Raw genomic sequence first — 17086 nt, 5'->3', positions numbered from 1 at the left:
TCGGCAATTGCATGACAATGGCCATGACACGGGGGATGGTGTGGTTCGACTTAGCATGCGTGCCGGCCGCCGGCGGTGGACGATCGGGCGCGCACTTTTATCGGTGGGGATGCTGACGGCCGCGGGGTGTGCCCGGGATCCGCTTGCCCCTTCGATCGTGGTGTTTGGGTCCTACTTTCCAGCCTGGCTGCTTTGTGCCGGGCTTGGTATCGTCACCACGGTTGTCGCAAGGCTGATCCTCGTCCACGCCGGTATCGACGAACACCTGCCCGTGCCGCTTCTCGTCTACCTTTCGCTCGCGCTCACCACCAGCATCGTCTACTGGTTTCTGGCCTTTGGCGGAGCGCCGCATTGAGTGCCGGTGACGTCTTCCGGCGTGCAGTTGCACGCACTCTCGGCCCGCTCATCATCGCCAGTGCGGCCGTTGCAGTCTATTTTACCTTCTGGCAGGTCGATCGCAGCCCGCGCACGGACGTCGCTGAAATCGATGCGCCGACGGTTGCGATCGCCGCGAGCGTCCCGGGCCGGATAATCTCCGTCGAGGTGCGTAACAATGCGAGCGTGAAGAAGGGCGACGTGCTCTTCCGCCTCGATCCGGAACCCTATCGCCTGCGTCTCGAACAGGCGCAGGCCGAACTGAAGGCGACGCAGTCGGAAGTGGCGCAGGGAGAGCGCAATCTCGATCTCGAGCGCGCCAATGCCGACGTTGCGGACCGGCAGATTGCCCGTGCTCAGAACAATGTCTTGCTTGCGCGCCAGACACAGGAACGGCTGGAGCCGCTCTTGCCGAAGCGCTTCGTGACGGCGCAGCAAGTTGACGAGGCGCGAACCGCCGTCAAAGACGCCGAAGTCAGCCTTGCTCAGGCGTTGCAGTCGGCCCACGGAGCCAACCGGGTGATCGGTACCCTCGACACCCGTAAAGCCCAGGCGGATGTCGCACGCGCGACGGTAGCACTTACCGAGCGGGACCTGGAGAACACCGTCGTGCGGGCGCCCTTCGACGGCAAGATCGTCGGCTTGCGCACGACGGTCGGCAAGGTCGTGGTTCCCGCCGAAACGCTGTTCACTCTGATCGATACCGCCGAATGGGAAACCGTCGCTTTCTTCCGCGAAACAGATCTCAAGGCGATCGCCATCGGCAGCCGCGCCGATGTCTTCGTGATGGCGGATCCGGAGCGCCGTATTTCCGGCACGGTCGAGGGTGTCGGCTGGGGCGTGCGTTCGGAAGACTCCGCCACGATCCTCGGCATACCGATCGTTTCCAACTCGCTGAATTGGGTGAGGGTCGCCAAGCGCTTTCCCGTGCATGTGCGGCTTGAAAATCCGCCGGAGGACCTGATGCGCGTCGGCGCCTCCGCCGTCGTCGTCATCGGGCCCGCGCATAACGACGCCGATGCTGTTCCAGCCGCGAAGTAGCGTCCGCTACACGTCGATCCTCTGGGACGAATTGCAACCCTATCCGGGCCGGCTGGACCTTTCCCTGCGCATGGCGCTGGCCACCACGCTGGTTGCTGTAACGGCGATGGCGCTGCGGGTCCCCGAAGCGGCGATCTCCTGTTATCTCGTCTTCTTCGCGTTCAGAGCTGATGCCGGCTCCGGCATCCTGATCGCCATCGGCTTGCTTGTCGGGGCGACGATCGGAATTCTGCTGGCCATCGTCTGCCTGATGGTGGTGGCGGACGAACCGGCACTGCGCCTGGCACTTGTCGCCTTTTTTACCTTCGGCGGCATGTACCTGACGCAGGCAAGCCGTGCCGGGCCGCCGATCGGTACGGTCGCCATGGTCTTTGCCTTCGTCATGACGCTCTACGATATCGTGCCGATCCCGGAACTGCTGATCCGAGGGCTCGCTTGGATGTGGGTGGTCGTGTTCTTCCCGGTGGTCTACCTGATCGCGATCCATCTCATCACCGGCCACAGCCCGGCGCGACGGCTACGCTCGGCGATCGCCGAGCGGTTGGAGGTGGCGGGCCAGCTCCTGTCCAGTGGAGACCACGCGGCGAAACGCGTGGCTGCGACGTTGCTGGCCGAAGGCAATGGCGAGCTCAAGAAATATGCCGGGTTCTCAAAGCTTCTGGCGTTGATGGACAAGCACGACGTGCCGCGCATGCAGGCGGCGACGGACGCGTCCTATGATTTGCTGACGCTGGCACTCGCCCTATCGCTTGATGAACGAAGGCCGCGGGAAAACGCTGCGGCGCCGGAGGTTCTTCGCCGCATTGCCGAAGCGATCCGCAGGCGGAAGCCGCCGGAACAGACGCTGCTAAGCTCACCCGATTTTCGCGCCTTTGAAGCCGGTGATGCCCTCCCGGCGCATCAGGTCGAAAGGATCGTCGATATCTTATCGGGGGCAGACCCGCCCGGGCCGGTGTCAGATGCGCATAAGGAAGGGTTCTTTCTGCCGGATGCTTTCAGCAATCCGCTCTACACGCAGTTCGCGCTGAAGGCTCTGCTTGCGGTGATGATCACCTACATCACCTACACGGCCCTCGATTGGTTTGCGATCCACACCGCCCTGATCACCTGTTTCATGGTAGCGCTTGGAACGACGGGCGAGACCATGCACAAGCTGGCACTGCGGCTGACGGGCTGCCTCCTTGGCGGCGCCGTGGCGATTGGCTCGACGATCTGGCTCGTGCCGCACATGACGGATATCGGCCAGCTCGCCTTTCTTGTCGGTGCGGTCAGCCTCATTGCGGCATGGATCTCCGTCGGCTCGGAGCGCATTTCCTATATCGGCTGGCAGATGGCGCTCTGCTTTTTTCTCGTCGTGCTGCACGGCTTCGGCCCGAGTCTGGATCTCAACGAGGCGCGGGATCGCATCATCGGCATCGTCTTCGGCAACATCGTCGTTTCGGTCGTTTTCTCGACGATCTGGCCGGTCGGCATCGGGCAGGGAATACGCAAGAGCCTTGCCACGAGCGGTGCCACGCTTGCCGATCTGTTAGCGCGTCGCGGCGGCCCCACCGGCGACTATGCCGACCTGATCAGCGGTGTCTCTGGCGCATTGCGCCAGAGTGAACTGCTACGTTTCGAGCCTGCAAACGTGCGACGGGGAGACATCGATGCCCGGACGACGGAGCGCATTGCCCTCAGCCTGCAGGAACTGGCCGCCCCCATCGTCGAATTGCGCGAACACGACCGGGCCTTCGGTCCGTTGCGGGGCGCGCCGGCGCCGCTGAAGCGCGCGGTTCTCGGCTATGAACACGCGGTGGCGCAATGGCTGAACGATCAGGCCGAGGGATTAGAGGCATGGCACCGGCCGAAGCCCAGTGCGGATCTGGCCCTGGCGCTTCGGCGGCTGAAAGCGCGTCTCGCCCGCGCCCGGAAGGCAAGCATGCATGCCGGAGGTTTTCCCCGGCGAATTCGCGACGAGCTCGCCTGGAGGCTTGCACTCTACGAGAAGATCGAGACTGTGGTTCGGCGGCTGGCAGCGGGGGATGCCTTGGAATGATGGTTTCTGCGGGGGCGAGGTGGGTTTCGGTAGGGGTGATCGCCCTTTGCCGAAGCATGTGCCGTGCTGCCCAAGGCTCTCTTCTCCTTGGCGCATTGTCGATCCCGGCAGCCTGCACGTCCGCGGCACTCGATGATCTGGCGCCACCGAGCGCCGACCGGCCGGCCGTTTCGGGAGCGGGCACCAAGGACGCCTCGAAGGTGAGTGCCGGCGCGCCGGATTTCTCTCTCGCGCCGAACCCTGAGATCCCGATTACGATCGCGACGCCGTCGATCGATCCGAAACACGATTACAGCTTGCCGGAACTGGTCGATATTGCCCAGCGAACCAATCCGATCACGCGTGCCGCCTGGCAGCGCGCCCGGCAGGCGGCGATTGCCGTCGGCATCACCGAAGCGGTGTACCTGCCTCTCCTGACGGCCGATGTACTCGCCGGTCTTGAGCAGACGTCGGCGACTGCGCCCGGCATCGGCGGTCCCATACCGATCGCCCCGGGCACGCTGACGACAACTGGCGCGCAGTTCATTCCATCCCTTACGGTCAAGTGGCTGCTTCTCGATTTCGGCGGGCGGGATGCGGGGAGAGAGGCGGCAACGCAATTGGCGTTTGCTGCAAACGTGACCTTCAACGGTACGCACCAGAAGCTGATCTTCGATGTTTCCAACGCCTATTTCGTCCTGACGGCGGCGCGTGTTCAGCTGAAGATCGCCCGCCAGACGGTGCAGAATGCCGAGCTTGTCCAGGCAGCCGCCAAGGCGCGCATGGGTCGCGGCATCGCCACATCGATCGAAGTCGCGCAGGCAAACCAGCAAGTGGCGCAGGCGCGCTTCAACCTGACCCAATCGCAAGGGCACGAGCGCAATGCCTATATGACGCTTCTCGAAGCGGTCGGGGTCTCGCCAACGCTCGAGATCCGAATCGCCGACGGCAGCAATCGTGCTCTGCCGAAGGCTGTGCCCGAGGACCTCAACCGGCTGATTGCGACATCGCTCCAGCGTCGCCCGGATGTGCAGGCGGCTTTTGCCCGCCTGCAGGCCGACAAGAACGGTATTGCGGCCGCCCGCGCGGAGTTCATGCCGAAGGTCGCGCTGGTGGGCAACGTGAACCGCAATATCGGCTCGCTCAGCGTCGAAGACACCCGTTTCGACCAGCGCTCGACGATCCGCGTCAACCAGCCGAACGCCAACCTGATGATCGGCCTGAGCTTCCCGATTTACGATGGCGGGCTGCGCGACGCGCGGTTGCAGTCGGCGATGGCGCAGGTCGGCGCTGCCGAGCAGGAGATGGCGCAGTTGCAAAACAGTGCGGCGCGGGAAGTCGTCGTCGCCTATGATCTGCTGCGCACCAGCCTGGCCGGCTATGCGGCCGCAAGCGAGCTGACGACGGCCGCTCAGACGACCTACGATGCTGCGGTCGACTACTACAAGCAGGGCCTGGGCACGATCACCGATGTCAGCATCGCGCAGACGGCGTTGCTCCAGGCGAAAGTCGCAAAGGCGACCGCCTACAGCGACACGCTTGTCGCCGCGGCAAGCCTTGCTTTTGCAACGGGAACGTTGACGAACCGCAATGCGGTCAATCGCTTCTGACGGCCTGAGGCGACGGGTCGCCCAGTGCCGAACTCACCAGAGGTTCGACGACGCCTCGATCAACAGTCCATCGAATCCGCCGGCAAGAATGCCTGCAACGGCCGTCGTCCCGGCGTACGCGGCAAGAACGACCAATCCCAGCATCGAGATAGCCGATCCGATCCGGATTGCCGAAGCGCTTTCGCTTTCAACGGTCAGTGAAATGGCTACCGGCGCGAACGATATCGGCCGTGGCGCACCTCGGAGGTTCTGGTTGGCAGCACGCAGGAGGCGGGGTGGCCGCGGATACTTCAGGCGGCTTTTTTCGCATATTCCGGGATAGGTTTCGCAAACTGAGCTTGGCATCTGACGTGTCCCTGATCACCTGGATTTAAAGCGATCTTAAGCGCTCCGTCCGCATTGGCCGTTCCCGGGGGAACTTCTAAGTTGAGGGCTTGTTGCCTTCGAGGAGCGGCCGATGTTTCGCGAGCGCCTGGCGAACAAATTCGGTGAAGGCGCTGACGCGGGCCGTGCGCCGCAGATCCTCGTGTGTGAGAAGCCAAAGCTCTCTCGTCATATCGGCGACCGGTGGGCCGATGCGGATGAGACCGGGCGTCGTGTCTCCGAGATAACAGGGCAGGGCCGCAAGACCGATGCCGGCCTTTGCCGCCTCGCGGGCCGTGACCAGCGAATCGCAACGCAAGACCGCGGGTGCCACGAGCGTCGCGCGCATCCATCGTGCCACGCTCGTGGACGCAAGCGCGTCGCCAAGCCCGATCCAGTGCTCCCGTGCAATGTCCAGCGTGGCGGCTGTCAGCTCCCGCACGTCGAGATAGGACGGCGCCGCATAGACGGCGAAAGCGACCTTCGCGATCCGGCGACCGACCAATGCATCCGGTGAATCGACCGCGGGGCGGATGGCAACGTCCGCGTCGCGATGCGAGAGGTTTGCGAGCGCATTCGAGGTGCTGACCTCGAGCAGGACGCCGGGATGGCGTTGACGGAAATCCGCCAGGATCGACGGCAGGATGGACGCCATCAGCGTATCCGTGGTGGTAATCCGCAGGCTACCCTCGAGCCGCAGATCCTGACCCGTCAAGCGGCGCTCGAGCTCCGTGACCGTTTCAGCCATCTGCCGGGCCACGGCTAGCAGCTCCTCGCCGCCGGCGGTGAGCATGTAGCCGGACGGGAGGCGGTCAAACAGCCGGACCCCGAGCTTCTGTTCGAACGACCCGACACGCCTTAACACTGTTGTGTGATTGACGCCAAGCGCCCGGGCAGCAGCAGCAAGGGAGTTCGCCTCTGCGACTGCCAGAACGAAGCGGAGGTCTTCCCAGTCGATACGGTGATGGCTGTGCATGATTGGGCAAACCTAAGACAGGTTGTTCATCGGATGAGCGAATTTGCACCGCTATCACCGCGTATTGTCAATCGCTCTGCGCAATCAAGCTCCACGGTCAAACGCCTTATTCGCTGTGGTACCGTCATTGAAGCGGCTGTGCAAATATGCAGAGGCAGTAGGCGAAACGACAGATCGCTCTGCAACCGAGCACCGTCTAAAGATGGTGTCACGATCGGATGGGCCGATCGGTGGAGCGACGCAAGATGATCCCATTCTTCAGCGATCTGGTGCCTGAGACGAGTGATCACTCGACCGTCCCGCACCTTCCTCAGGTCCGGGCGCACCAGAGCGCGTCCACCTGACCAACCCTTCCTCCATTTTCAACTCACTCTCGTCAAGGAGGTCCCTTCATGGAGACCCTGTTCGTCCCATTGGCCTTGTTTGCGGGTGGTCTGCTCGCTGTCCAGGCGGGTGCCAACGCACAACTTTCCAAAGCTGTCGGATCGCCTTTTGCGGCGACCACACTTCAGCTCGCGATTGGTACCGGTCTGCTGCTTCTCGTCACCCTCCTGACGGGAACAATCGCCGCGCTTGGTGCAATCCCCGCGGTCAAGTGGTGGCATCTCGTCGGAGGCACCGCCTCAGCCGTCTATGTCGTCTCGACCATCGTTCTCTTCCCCCGCCTTGGCGCCGTCGTTTCCGTCGGATTGTTCATCGCCGGACAGATGCTGGCCTCCCTGACGCTCGATAGTTTCGGCCTGCTGGGCGTTCCGCCGACGGGACTGCGGGTCGGGGCCGCCGTTGGCACGCTCGTCGTGCTCCTCGGGGTTGCTATGGTGGTGTTCGGGCAAGGCGGAAAAGACAATGTTAAAGCCGACCGGCTTGGCTGGATTGCCCTTGCGCTGATGGCAGGGGCCGTGCTCCCGGTCCAGGGCGCCGTCAATGCGCTCCTGCGCCATGATCTCGGGGGTGCGCCGTTCGCGGTGGGTGCGATCTCGTTTCTCGTCGCCACGCTCGCCATGGCCGCGGTGATGCTTCTGGTGCTCGCCGGGCAAAAGACATCCCGTCCCAACATCACCGGCGTGCAGACGATGCCCTGGTGGGGTTGGCTCGGTGGTTTCGCCGGAGCGACCTATGTCACCACGGTCTTTACCGCAATCCCAGCGATTGGTGCGGCCGCGGCGGTTGGTCTCACCGTGGCCGGCCAGCAGGTCGCAAGCGTCTTCGTCGATCGCTATGGCTGGTTCCGTCTGCCGCAGAGGTCCGTGTCGGGGCTACGCCTGGGCGGCGTGGTGCTGCTGTTGGCCGGTGTCGCCGTTATTAAACTCGTCTGAAGCCGCAACCGATCGCGATCTGCCGAACGCCGGAGAATTGCCATGTCATCCACATCGCTTGCCTGGATCTACCTCGTTCTATCCGGCGTTGCAGACGTCGCCTGGGCCGTCAGCACCAAGTTCTCGAACGGTTACAGCCGCCTGTCCTGGACGCTGGTCTCGATCGTTGCCTTGGTGATCTTTCTGTCCCTGCTCACTCAGGCGCTCAAGACCTTGCCGCTCGGAACAGCCTACGCGGTCTGGACCGGCATCGGCGCCGTCGGTTCCGTGCTCTGCGGTGTGCTGCTCTTCGGAGAAACCATCACAGTCTCGCGGGCAACCGCAATGCTGGTGATCGCCGGCGGCGTCATCGCGCTGAAGGTCGTGCCGGCCTGAATTCCGCCGGTGTCGGCATTAAAACATAGTTTCTTCAATATATTGATCGATGTTCCTTAACAAAGTTCTTGAGAACGTCAGCCGGCCGACCGGCATCGTGTATGGTACGGCGCCAGCATCTCGTCACGACAGTTCGCCGCCCCACTAGATAGGCAATCGCCTTTACAGAAGCGGCCGCGCAAGCATTTCGGCGCCGAGGACGAGCAGACTGATGAGGAACCAGCGCCGGAATACGGGCGGGTCGACACGGTTGCGAACGACTTGCCCCGCCCACATGCCAGCGAGCGACGGCGCAATCGCGAGGCCGGAGAAGAGCAGATTGTCGGCCTCGAAAGCGCCCCGCCAGACGAGCCCGGCGGTGAGGGCGACTGTGGAGACGGTGAAGGAGAGGCCGAGCGCCTGCACCAGTTCGTCCCGTTCAAGACCTAGCGCCTGCAGATAGGGCACGGCCGGGATGACGAAGACGCCGGTTGCGCCCGTGACGATCCCGGTTGCCGCGCCGACCACGGGAGACAGCCACGGCTCCCACTTCGCCGGAACGCGAAGCTGGCGCGCAAAGAGCGTGAAGGCGGCGTAGAGAAAGAGGGCCGCACCAAGTGCGCCCGTCGTGAGCGCGGTGCTGCCACCGGCAAGCACCGAAGAACCGCTGAGCGTGCCAAGAACGACCGCCAGCATCATCGGCCAAAGCCGGAGCGCAAGCGCGCCGAAGCTCGGGCCCGCGAGAAGCTGCCAGACATTTGTCACGAAGGACGGGGCAATCAACAGGCTGGCGGCCGCAAGTGGAGAGATGAGCGTACCGAGCACGCCCATCGCCAGGGTCGGCAATCCCATGCCGGTGACGCCCTTGAGGATGCCGGCGGCGAAGAAAGTTGCGGCAATCGCAACGACGAGGGACGGAGCAAGATCGAGCATGCCATCGGCATAGCGTATACCCGCATGGGCACAATGCGGATCATCCGCAGTCAGACTTCGGCTGGTCCGAAGGCTGTTTTTCCGTTAGCCTCCTTTGCATGCGTTTCGATCTTATCGACCTTCGTCTGTTTCTTGCCGTGGTGGATGCCGGCAGCATGACCCATGGTGCTGCGGATGCCGGGCTTTCGTTGCCGGCGGCAAGTGAACGTCTGCGCGACCTGGAGATGATCGGCAAAGTCAAACTGCTCGAACGTGGTCGCCGCGGGGTGCAGCCGACACCGGCCGGAGAAGCGCTCGCGCATCACGCCCGGCTGATCCTGCGCCAGATGGCGCGGATGCGCGGCGAGCTTGGTGAACACGCCGATGGCCTTCGAGCAACAATCCGGCTTGCGGTGAACACGGCCGCACTCACAGAGTTTCTGCCACAGCGGCTCGGCGCCTGGATGACGGCGCATCCGCGGATCGACGTCGATCTGAAGGAACGGCAAAGCATCGAGATTGCGAGAGCCGTCGCCGCCGACCTCGTGGAGATCGGCATTCTTTCGGACGCGGTCGATACTGGCGGCCTGCAACTGCGTCCCTTTGCCGTCGACCGGCTCGTCGTCGTCATCCCACGCGATCACGTATTCGCGGCACGCAGGCGAGCACTCTTCGCCGACATTGCGGACCAGCCTTTCGTCGGCTTGGCAGATGGCGCATTGCAGAGCCATATCGATGCACAAGCTCGGAGATTGGGGCTGACGCTGAAGATGCGCTCGCGCATGCGTAGCTTCGAAGGCATGTGTCACATGGTTTCGGCGGGTGTCGGCCTTGCCATCATGCCGGAGACGGCGGCACGGCGCGGCGGCAGATCTGCCAAGACCGCGTTCGTGCGCCTTGCTGATGACTGGGCGACGCGGCGGCTGTCCGTATGCGTGCGCGCGGAAGAGGAACTGTCCCCGCCGGCGCGAGACCTGTTCGAGCATCTGGGCTCGAGCGGTTCGCATTGACCTTAGAAACGCGCCGGTAGCCTCACGCGCTCCGTTCCATGCGTTTGGCGTCGTCGCGCGAAGGCGGCCTTTGATCGCAAAGATTGATTTTCCCTTGGAACTCTTCGCGCCTTTGGCGGTTGGGCTCCCATAGGGATATCGTTCGGCCCGATCCTTTCCGGGCCTATAGCGTGAGAAGGAGATGGAGCATGATACTTTTCCGAACAGGACAGGACACGCCCCGGACTCCCACCTTCTCTCAGACGGACCGCCCGTGCGTTCCAACGCACGAGACACCATGCCGGACCTCTTCTGCAGGCAGCGGGGCATCATCATGATCGGAAAATCGATGCCGGCCTATGTGATCGATCTCGCCTTTGTCGAACGGATGCTAGAGATGGCGGAACGGCGTATCGCCGAGCCCACGTCGAGCGAAGCTCTCTACCGAGAGATCGCCGACAAACTTGAGCGAACCGAAGGGGATCCGAAGATGGCGCGCATCCTGCTCGTCACCTTTACCAATTCCTACGCCGCGCACGTCACAAGCGGCGATCGCCTCCGAAAGCTGAGAATTGAAGCCGAATGGGGATCTTTCTTGCGCCGAAGGTGGCTTTGAGGCCGCGAACGGAGCGCGTCCACGACAGGCGTCCTGAAACGCGGCAGTCGAGCTTAGCAGAGCAACAGGAATACGGGCATCAGCGCGACAAGATAGGCTAGACCGTCGGCCGCCAGGCGATCGCGCAGGTTATGCGCAGCGAAGGAGTTGCCCGATAGGCGTCCATTATTGTTCATTTTTATTCTTCCTGGGTCGTTGTTGTCGAGCCCGCCGGGAGGAGAGGCCGGGCTCGTCGCATATGGGAGACAGCTCGGTCGGGATCAACGAAGAGCGCCAGGCAAAGCAGCGCCCACTCGAAATTCCGACGTCGACCGCTTGCTGATCTTCCAACGCGGTGCTTGAGGAGCCGGGTGTTAGCAGGGTTTCGACCCGATGCAATCCTTTGCCGGTCACGTCCTTGCACGTTTGCGTGAGCCCTGCGGTTTGCGACTGGAAACCAGGTGCGCCCTAGCCGGCAAACCTGACGACTATTTGCACTTGCGCTCAGTTCGCCAGGCCGATCGGATTTGCCTTCGGACGGGAGGCATCGCACGTGGCCATCTGGCTTCCCGACATGACCGCGTGCGATGGTTATGGTTGGTTTAGGCTCGCTGTGCCAGCGACGCCCCTTCAGGGATTCGGCCTTTTTCCCGCCGGATCGCCAACTTCCGCACCAGGACATAGAACACCGGTGTCAATACGAGGCCGAACAAGGTAACGCCGAGCATGCCGGCAAAGACGGCGATGCCCATGACGTGGCGCATCTCTGCGCCTGCACCTGTTGCAATCACCAGCGGAACGACGCCTGCGATAAAGGCAAGCGACGTCATCAGGATCGGTCTGAGCCGAAGGCGGGCCGCCTCGAGCACGGCGGACAGAGGGTCGGCGCCTTCATCCTCTTTCGCTCGCGCGAACTCGACGATCAGGATCGCATTCTTGGCCGCGAGCCCCACGAGAACAACAAAGCCAATCTGCGTGAAGATGTTGTTGTCTCCGCCCGTAAACCAGACGCCTGCGATTGCGGAAAGCAGCGCCATAGGCGCGATCAGCAACACGGCGAACGGCAAAGACCAGCTGTTGTACTGGGCGGCGAGAATGAGAAACGCCAGCAGGACAGACAGAGGGAAAATGTACATCGCCGTGTTTCCGGCCTGCTTTTCCTGATAGGCGAGATCCGTCCATTCGAAGGTCATGCCGGGTGGCAGCGTCTCCGCCGCAATCCGTTCTATGGCTGCGGTTGCTTGGCCGAACGAATAGCCGGGCGCCGGGCCGCCGCTGATATCGGCCGACGGGAAGCTGTTGTAATGCATGACGCGATCCGGTCCCGAACTGTGCTTGACCGTCAACAGCGCCGACAAAGGTATCATCGCGCCCGCCGCGTTGCGCACCTTCAGCCGGCCAATGTCTTCCGGCTGCATGCGGAATGGCGCGTCTGCCTGGACCACCACGCGATAGGTCCGGCCGAAGCGGTTGAAATCGTTGGCGTAGAGAGAACCGAGGTTGACCTGCAGCGTTTCGAAGATGGTGTTGAGCGGCACCCCTTGAGACTTGGCTTTCACCCGGTCGATGTCCACCTGCACCTGCGGCGCATTCACCTGAAAGCTTGCAAGCATGCCGGCAAGCTCCGGCGTCTGCATCGCCTTGCCCATGATCGCGCCCTGCGCTTCGGCGAGCGCCGCAAAGCCGAGACCGGCCCTGTCCTCGACCTGGAACTTGAAACCGCCGGTCGTACCGAGACCCGGGACGGGCGGCGGCGGGAAGATGCCGGCAAAACCGTCGGGTATCTGGCTGAACTTACCCATCAGGCGACCTGCGATCGCGAATGCGGACAAGGAGGGATCCTTCCGTTCGTCGAAGGGCTTCAACATCGTGAAGATGACAGCGGCATTGGGAATATTGACCATGCCGTTGACCGAAAGCCCCGGAAAAGCGACGACGCTTTCGACGCCCGGTTCCGCGAGGGCTATCTCCGACATCCTCTTGACGACCGCCTCGGTCCGGTCAAGCGAGGCTCCCGTCGGCAATTGGGCGATGCCGACCAGGTAGTATTTGTCCTGCGCCGGGACAAAGCCGTTCGGCACGGTCTGGAAGCCCAGCCATGTCGTGGCGACCAGGCCGGCGTAAACGAGAAGGACGAGTGCGCTGAACCTGACGGCGCGGCGCACGGACCAGACATAGGCGTTCGAAGCGCGCTCGAAGAACCGGTTGAAGAGCCGGAAGAACCAGCCGAACAGGCCGTCTATCACGCGCGTCAGGAGATCGCGCTTCACTTCGCCGTGGTGTGGCTTCAGAAGCACGCCTGCAAGTGCCGGGGAAAGGGTGAGGGAGTTGACCGCGGACAGGATCGTCGAGATTGCGATCGTCAAGGCGAACTGACGATAGAACTCGCCTTGCAGGCCGGATAGGAACGCTGACGGAATGAACACGGCCGAGAGCACGGACGTGATCGCTATGATCGGCCCGGTCACCTCGTCCATGGCCTTGCGCGCCGCTTCCTTCGGCGTTTCGCCAAGCGCGATGTGACGCTCGACGTTTTCTACGACGACGATCGCGTCGTCGACCACGATCCCGATCGAGAGCACCAGGCCGAACAGCGACAGCGTGTTGAGCGAAAAGCCGAACATGTACATCAGCGCGAATGTGCCGACCAAGGAGATCGGCACGGCAACCAGCGGGATGATCGACGCGCGCCAGGTCTGAAGAAAAAGCACGACCACGATGACGACCAGCACGATCGCTTCAAGTAGCGTCATCACCACGGCCTCCAGCGAGGCCTTCACGAAGACGGTGGGATCGTAGGCGATGCGATACTCTATGCCCTCAGGAAAGCCTTTCTGCAGGTCTTCCATCGTGGCGCGAATGGAGCTCGCCACGTCGAGCGCGTTGGCGCCGGGGCTTTGGATGATCTGCAGCGCCAGCGCCGGCTTGCCGTCAAGAAGACTGCGCAGCGCATAGGAGTCGGCGCCCAACTCGATGCGGGCAATGTCGCGCAGCCGGGTGACCTGGCCATCGGCGCCGGTCTTGACGACGATGGCGCCGAACTGCTCTTCGTTGGATAGCCTGCCGAGCGTGTTGACCGTGACCTGCAGCGCTGCCGAGGCATCCGGTTGCTGGCCGACGGAGCCGGCGGCCACCTGAGCGTTCTGCTCCTGGATTGCAGCAACCACGTCGGAAGCGGTCAATCCGCGCGCCGCGACCTTGGCCGGATCGAGCCAGACCCGCATGGAGTATTCGCCGGCTCCCCAGACGAGCACGTCACCCACACCCGACAGGCGCGCGAGCTGGTCGCGGACCTGCAGCGTCGCGAAGTTCGATAGGTAGAGAGGATCGTAGCGGTCATCGGGCGAAACCAGATGCACGACCATCAGGATGTCGGGCGAGGTCTTCTGCGTCACGACACCGATGCGCTGAACTTCCTGCGGCAGACGCGGAAGCGCGCGCGAAACCCGGTTCTGAACCTGGATCTGCGCCATGTCGGGATCGGTGCCCTGCTGAAAGGTCACCGTCAGCGTCATGCGCCCGTCGGTTGCGGCCTGCGAGCTCATGTAGAGCATGTTCTCGACGCCGTTGATCACCTGCTCCAGCGGAGCCGCCACCGTTTCGGCGATCACTTCGGGGCTGGCACCCGGATAGCTTGCGGTCACCTGCACGGTCGGCGGCGTCACCTGGGGATATTCGCTGAGCGGCAGCTTTAGGAGGGTCAGGCCACCGCCGATCAGCATCAATACGGAGAGAACGACCGCAAAGATGGGGCGGTCGACAAAAAAGCGTGGAATGTTCATCGACGCGCCTCCTGCGAAGCGGCGGCCGCTAAGTCACCTTCGGCCGCCTCGCCCGACACCATCGAAACCGTCTGCGGGTCAACCTCCATACCAGGGCGCACGAGACCCTTGAGAATGATCTTCTCACCCGGCCTGAGACCGCTTGCGACGACACGCAAGCCGTCGATCATCGGACCGAGTTCGATCGGCCGGTACTCGGCCTTGTTCCCCGAGCCCAGCGTCAGCACATAGCGGCGACCCTGGTCGGTACCGATCGCCTGATCGTCGATCAGAACGGTGCGGGCTGGCTGGGCCGTCACAAGGTTCACCCGAGCAAAGAGGCCCGGGGCCAGCAGTCCATCCGGATTCCGGACGATCGCGCGGGCCCGGATCGTGCCGGTGCTGCGTTCGACCTGGTTGCTGATGAAGTCGAGCACACCGGCATGGGGGAAACCGGCATCCGTCATGAGGCCAATCCCGACCGGCAACTTCTCGGTTCCGCCTTCTCCCTTGTCAGGACGCGCTCGCCCGCCAAAATCGAGAAACGTCGCTTCGTCGATGTCGAAGTAGACGTAGAGCGGGTCCGTCGAGACGATGGTGGTGAGGAGCGTGCCGGCACCCGCATTGCCGCCTGAAACAAGGTTGCCCTCGGTCACCCGGACACGATCGACCCGCCCGCCAATCGGGGCTGCGACGCGCGTGAAGGAGAGATCAAGCTCTGCCGCAGCCACTGCCGCCTTGGCGATTTCGACCTCGGCCTGCCGTTGGCGCCGCACTGCCTCGGCATCGTCATAGGTCTTGCGCGACACGGTCCCGTTCGGAGCCAGGGATTTGGCGCGCTGGAACGCGATGTCGGCGTGATCGAGCAGAACGATCGCCTGTTTCAACCGCGCCTTGGCGGCGTCCAGGGCGACTTGGAACGGTCGCGGATCTATCTGGAACAGGACCTGTTCCGGTTTGACGAGAGCGCCTTCGGGAACACTCACCCTGTCGATGGCGCCGCCGACACGCGGACGCAGTTCAACGGATTTTGCCGCCTCGAAGTGGCCCGTGAACTCTACGGCTGGCGCAACCTCGCGCGTGATGACCTCGGCGACCGGAACCTTGGGCATGGGCGCACCCGTGGTTCCGGTCGCCGCGACTGCCTCCGACGCACTGGTCGAGGAGGCAAGCCCAAGAAGCCCGCTGGCGAAGGTTCCCATTCCATCGCCGTCGGCAAGCGCAAGCCCTCCAACGGTTGCGATACCGGCTAGGAACAGGGCGGCGGCCTTTTTACTCATTCTCGTTCACCTTCATTTTGTTCACGCTTGCGGCCGGAGCGGCCACGGCAGCGATCAGTTCATCGCGAAGGTGCGGTTTCCAACGATGGAAAGGTCAAGACCTCCTGAAACTTCTTTCGCTCACCCTGATACGAATGGTCAGGTTCTGCCGATAAGAGATTGGCAAATATGGATTTTCGTCTTGTGTATTCCCCGCGGCTGGCACTCAGGCGGGGGCCGCCGACCACGACTGAGCTGTGCTCTTTGCTGGCGCCACGCCACCGTCATGTGGTCGCGCCGAGAGTCCCACTAGGCGATCGGTCCAGGTTCGCCTCGCATTCCAATCTCCGAAACTGAGAACGTCGGCGGTGATCCGATATCCCTTGACCTTACCAGCGCTGGAAGCCGCAGCCTGCGGGCATTTTCGCTTGCCGCCGTCAGGAACCGGCCCGCGAGAGAATTCGAACTCTGTGAGGAAACATTTGATATGACCGTCAAACGCATAGACATACGATCGGCACGAACAAACCTCGAAGTGCACGCCGACCAGACCATTCTCGACGCTGCGCTCGCCGCCAAGCTTCCTTACCCCCATGGCTGCAGATCCGGGCGGTGCGGCGCTTGCAAGTCTCGGCTGATCGAAGGCGAGGTGGAGCTTCTCCAGCATTCGCCCTTCGCCCTCACCGATGAGGAGAAAGCCGGCGGTCTCATCCTTGCCTGCCGGGCGCTTCCGGTAACGGACACCGCCGTGGCATGGCTCGGAGGCGGCGAAGAAGATGCCGTCCAAACGCCCCAACGGCTAAGCGGCATCGTTACGCATCTGGAGGACCTCACGCACGACATCAAGCTGGTGCGCATCGATGCGGAAGATGGGGGCAGCTCTCGTTTCGTCGCTGGACAATATGCACAGGTGAGTTTCGACGGGGTCCCCGCCCGCAGCTATTCCATGGCCAACCGGCATGGCGACGGCCGGGTGGAGTTCCACATTCGCCACGTGGTCGGCGGAGCGACCTCGCAATATGTGCACGGCGCTCTGAAGGCCGGGGACAAGGTGACCCTCGAATACCCGATGGGATCCTCCTATCTGCGGGAGAACCACTCCGGCCCGATCCTGTGCATCGCCGGCGGCTCCGGCCTCGCCCCCATCAAATCGATCGTCGAAACCGCCCTTGCCCACGGCCTGAAGCAGCCGATCCATCTCTACTTCGGCGCACGCAGCGAGCGTGATCTCTACCTCGTCGATCATTTTCGCGCGCTCGCCGAGTGGCACGCCAATCTCGTCTTCCAGGCCGTGTTGTCGGAGGCGGATTCGGCAGGATACCGCCGTGGATTCGTGACGGAGGCAGTGGCCGAGGATCTGTCTGACCTCGACGGATGGAAAGCCTATGTCGCCGGCCCGCCGCCGATGGTGGATGCGGCAATGGAGGTTGCGTTTGCGCGCGGCCTGAACCGCTCAGACATGCATGCCGACGTGTTTTTCACGCCCGAGCCGGCGGAATAGCCGCTCTCGGGCGCAAA

Annotated in this window: 14 protein-coding genes; 9 read left to right on the top strand and 5 right to left on the bottom strand. The window is 63.1% G+C overall.

The window, feature by feature from the left end; genetic code table 11:
* Positions 1 to 40: 40 nt before the first annotated feature.
* Genes ASD01_RS21550 through ASD01_RS21535 form a run of 4 tightly spaced genes read left to right on the top strand, consistent with a single transcriptional unit; the run spans position 41 to position 5043 of the window.
* Positions 41 to 355 (top strand): YtcA family lipoprotein, encoded by a 315-nt coding sequence (locus ASD01_RS21550; RefSeq protein WP_234824515.1) that lies wholly within the window; start codon positions 41 to 43, stop codon positions 353 to 355.
* Entirely contained in the window at positions 352 to 1416 is a 1065-nt protein-coding gene (mdtN, locus tag ASD01_RS21545) for a multidrug transporter subunit MdtN (RefSeq protein WP_060529045.1), read from the top strand. Before ASD01_RS21550 ends, mdtN begins: the two co-directional genes overlap by 4 nt.
* Complete coding sequence (locus ASD01_RS21540; RefSeq protein WP_060644369.1) at positions 1394 to 3454, top strand: FUSC family protein; 2061 nt, start codon at positions 1394 to 1396, stop codon at positions 3452 to 3454. Before mdtN ends, ASD01_RS21540 begins: the two co-directional genes overlap by 23 nt.
* Entirely contained in the window at positions 3451 to 5043 is a 1593-nt protein-coding gene (locus ASD01_RS21535) for a TolC family protein (RefSeq protein ID WP_082572820.1), read from the top strand. The genes ASD01_RS21540 and ASD01_RS21535 overlap by 4 nt, the downstream gene beginning before the upstream one ends.
* Before the next feature lie 421 nt (positions 5044 to 5464).
* Here ASD01_RS21535 and ASD01_RS21525 read toward each other — a convergent pair whose 3' ends face one another.
* The gene (locus ASD01_RS21525) at positions 5465 to 6382 is read right to left on the bottom strand and encodes a LysR family transcriptional regulator (RefSeq protein WP_060529049.1); all 918 of its coding nucleotides are present in this window, start codon (positions 6380 to 6382) and stop codon (positions 5465 to 5467) included.
* A 392-nt stretch (positions 6383 to 6774) separates the two neighbouring features.
* Here ASD01_RS21525 and ASD01_RS21520 point away from each other — a divergent pair, with 392 nt between their 5' ends.
* Both ASD01_RS21520 and ASD01_RS21515 read left to right on the top strand, forming a co-directional pair.
* The gene (locus ASD01_RS21520) at positions 6775 to 7698 is read left to right on the top strand and encodes a DMT family transporter (RefSeq protein ID WP_060529050.1); all 924 of its coding nucleotides are present in this window, start codon (positions 6775 to 6777) and stop codon (positions 7696 to 7698) included.
* Between the two features lie 42 nt (positions 7699 to 7740).
* On the top strand, positions 7741 to 8073 hold the full coding sequence (locus tag ASD01_RS21515) for a DMT family transporter (protein WP_060529051.1): 333 nt from the start codon (positions 7741 to 7743) through the stop codon (positions 8071 to 8073).
* 162 nt (positions 8074 to 8235) lie between these two features.
* On the opposite strand, the gene ASD01_RS21510 is transcribed toward ASD01_RS21515, so the two are convergent.
* Positions 8236 to 8985 (bottom strand): sulfite exporter TauE/SafE family protein, encoded by a 750-nt coding sequence (locus ASD01_RS21510; protein WP_060529052.1) that lies wholly within the window; start codon positions 8983 to 8985, stop codon positions 8236 to 8238.
* A 98-nt stretch (positions 8986 to 9083) separates the two neighbouring features.
* On the opposite strand from ASD01_RS21510, the gene ASD01_RS21505 reads away from it, so the two are divergent.
* Positions 9084 to 9974 (top strand): LysR family transcriptional regulator, encoded by an 891-nt coding sequence (locus tag ASD01_RS21505; protein ID WP_060529053.1) that lies wholly within the window; start codon positions 9084 to 9086, stop codon positions 9972 to 9974.
* Between the two features lie 328 nt (positions 9975 to 10302).
* Positions 10303 to 10569: a hypothetical protein gene (locus ASD01_RS21500; RefSeq protein ID WP_143106266.1), complete on the top strand. Its 267-nt coding sequence runs from the start codon at positions 10303 to 10305 to the stop codon at positions 10567 to 10569.
* 53 nt (positions 10570 to 10622) lie between these two features.
* Here the strand turns inward: ASD01_RS21500 and ASD01_RS37300 are convergent, their stop codons facing one another.
* The 3 genes from ASD01_RS37300 to ASD01_RS21490 all read right to left on the bottom strand — a co-directional run bounded on the left by ASD01_RS37300 (position 10623) and on the right by ASD01_RS21490 (position 15589).
* The gene (locus tag ASD01_RS37300; RefSeq protein ID WP_255380984.1) at positions 10623 to 10745 is read right to left on the bottom strand and encodes a hypothetical protein; all 123 of its coding nucleotides are present in this window, start codon (positions 10743 to 10745) and stop codon (positions 10623 to 10625) included.
* 405 nt (positions 10746 to 11150) lie between these two features.
* Positions 11151 to 14330: an efflux RND transporter permease subunit gene (locus tag ASD01_RS21495; RefSeq protein WP_060529055.1), complete on the bottom strand. Its 3180-nt coding sequence runs from the start codon at positions 14328 to 14330 to the stop codon at positions 11151 to 11153.
* Positions 14327 to 15589, bottom strand: coding sequence for an efflux RND transporter periplasmic adaptor subunit (locus ASD01_RS21490; RefSeq protein ID WP_060529056.1), 1263 nt, complete (start codon positions 15587 to 15589; stop codon positions 14327 to 14329). The genes ASD01_RS21495 and ASD01_RS21490 overlap by 4 nt, the downstream gene beginning before the upstream one ends.
* 466 nt (positions 15590 to 16055) lie before the next feature.
* Here ASD01_RS21490 and ASD01_RS21485 point away from each other — a divergent pair, with 466 nt between their 5' ends.
* Positions 16056 to 17069, top strand: coding sequence for a 2Fe-2S iron-sulfur cluster-binding protein (locus ASD01_RS21485; RefSeq protein WP_060521146.1), 1014 nt, complete (start codon positions 16056 to 16058; stop codon positions 17067 to 17069).
* Positions 17070 to 17086 lie beyond the last annotated feature (17 nt).

Origin of the sequence: Ensifer sp. Root423, assembly GCF_001426275.1 — a bacterium.
Classification (GTDB): domain Bacteria; phylum Pseudomonadota; class Alphaproteobacteria; order Rhizobiales; family Rhizobiaceae; genus Ensifer; species Ensifer adhaerens.
Note: the sequence above shows the minus strand (reverse complement) of the source record. Positions and strands in the feature narration are given on the sequence as shown.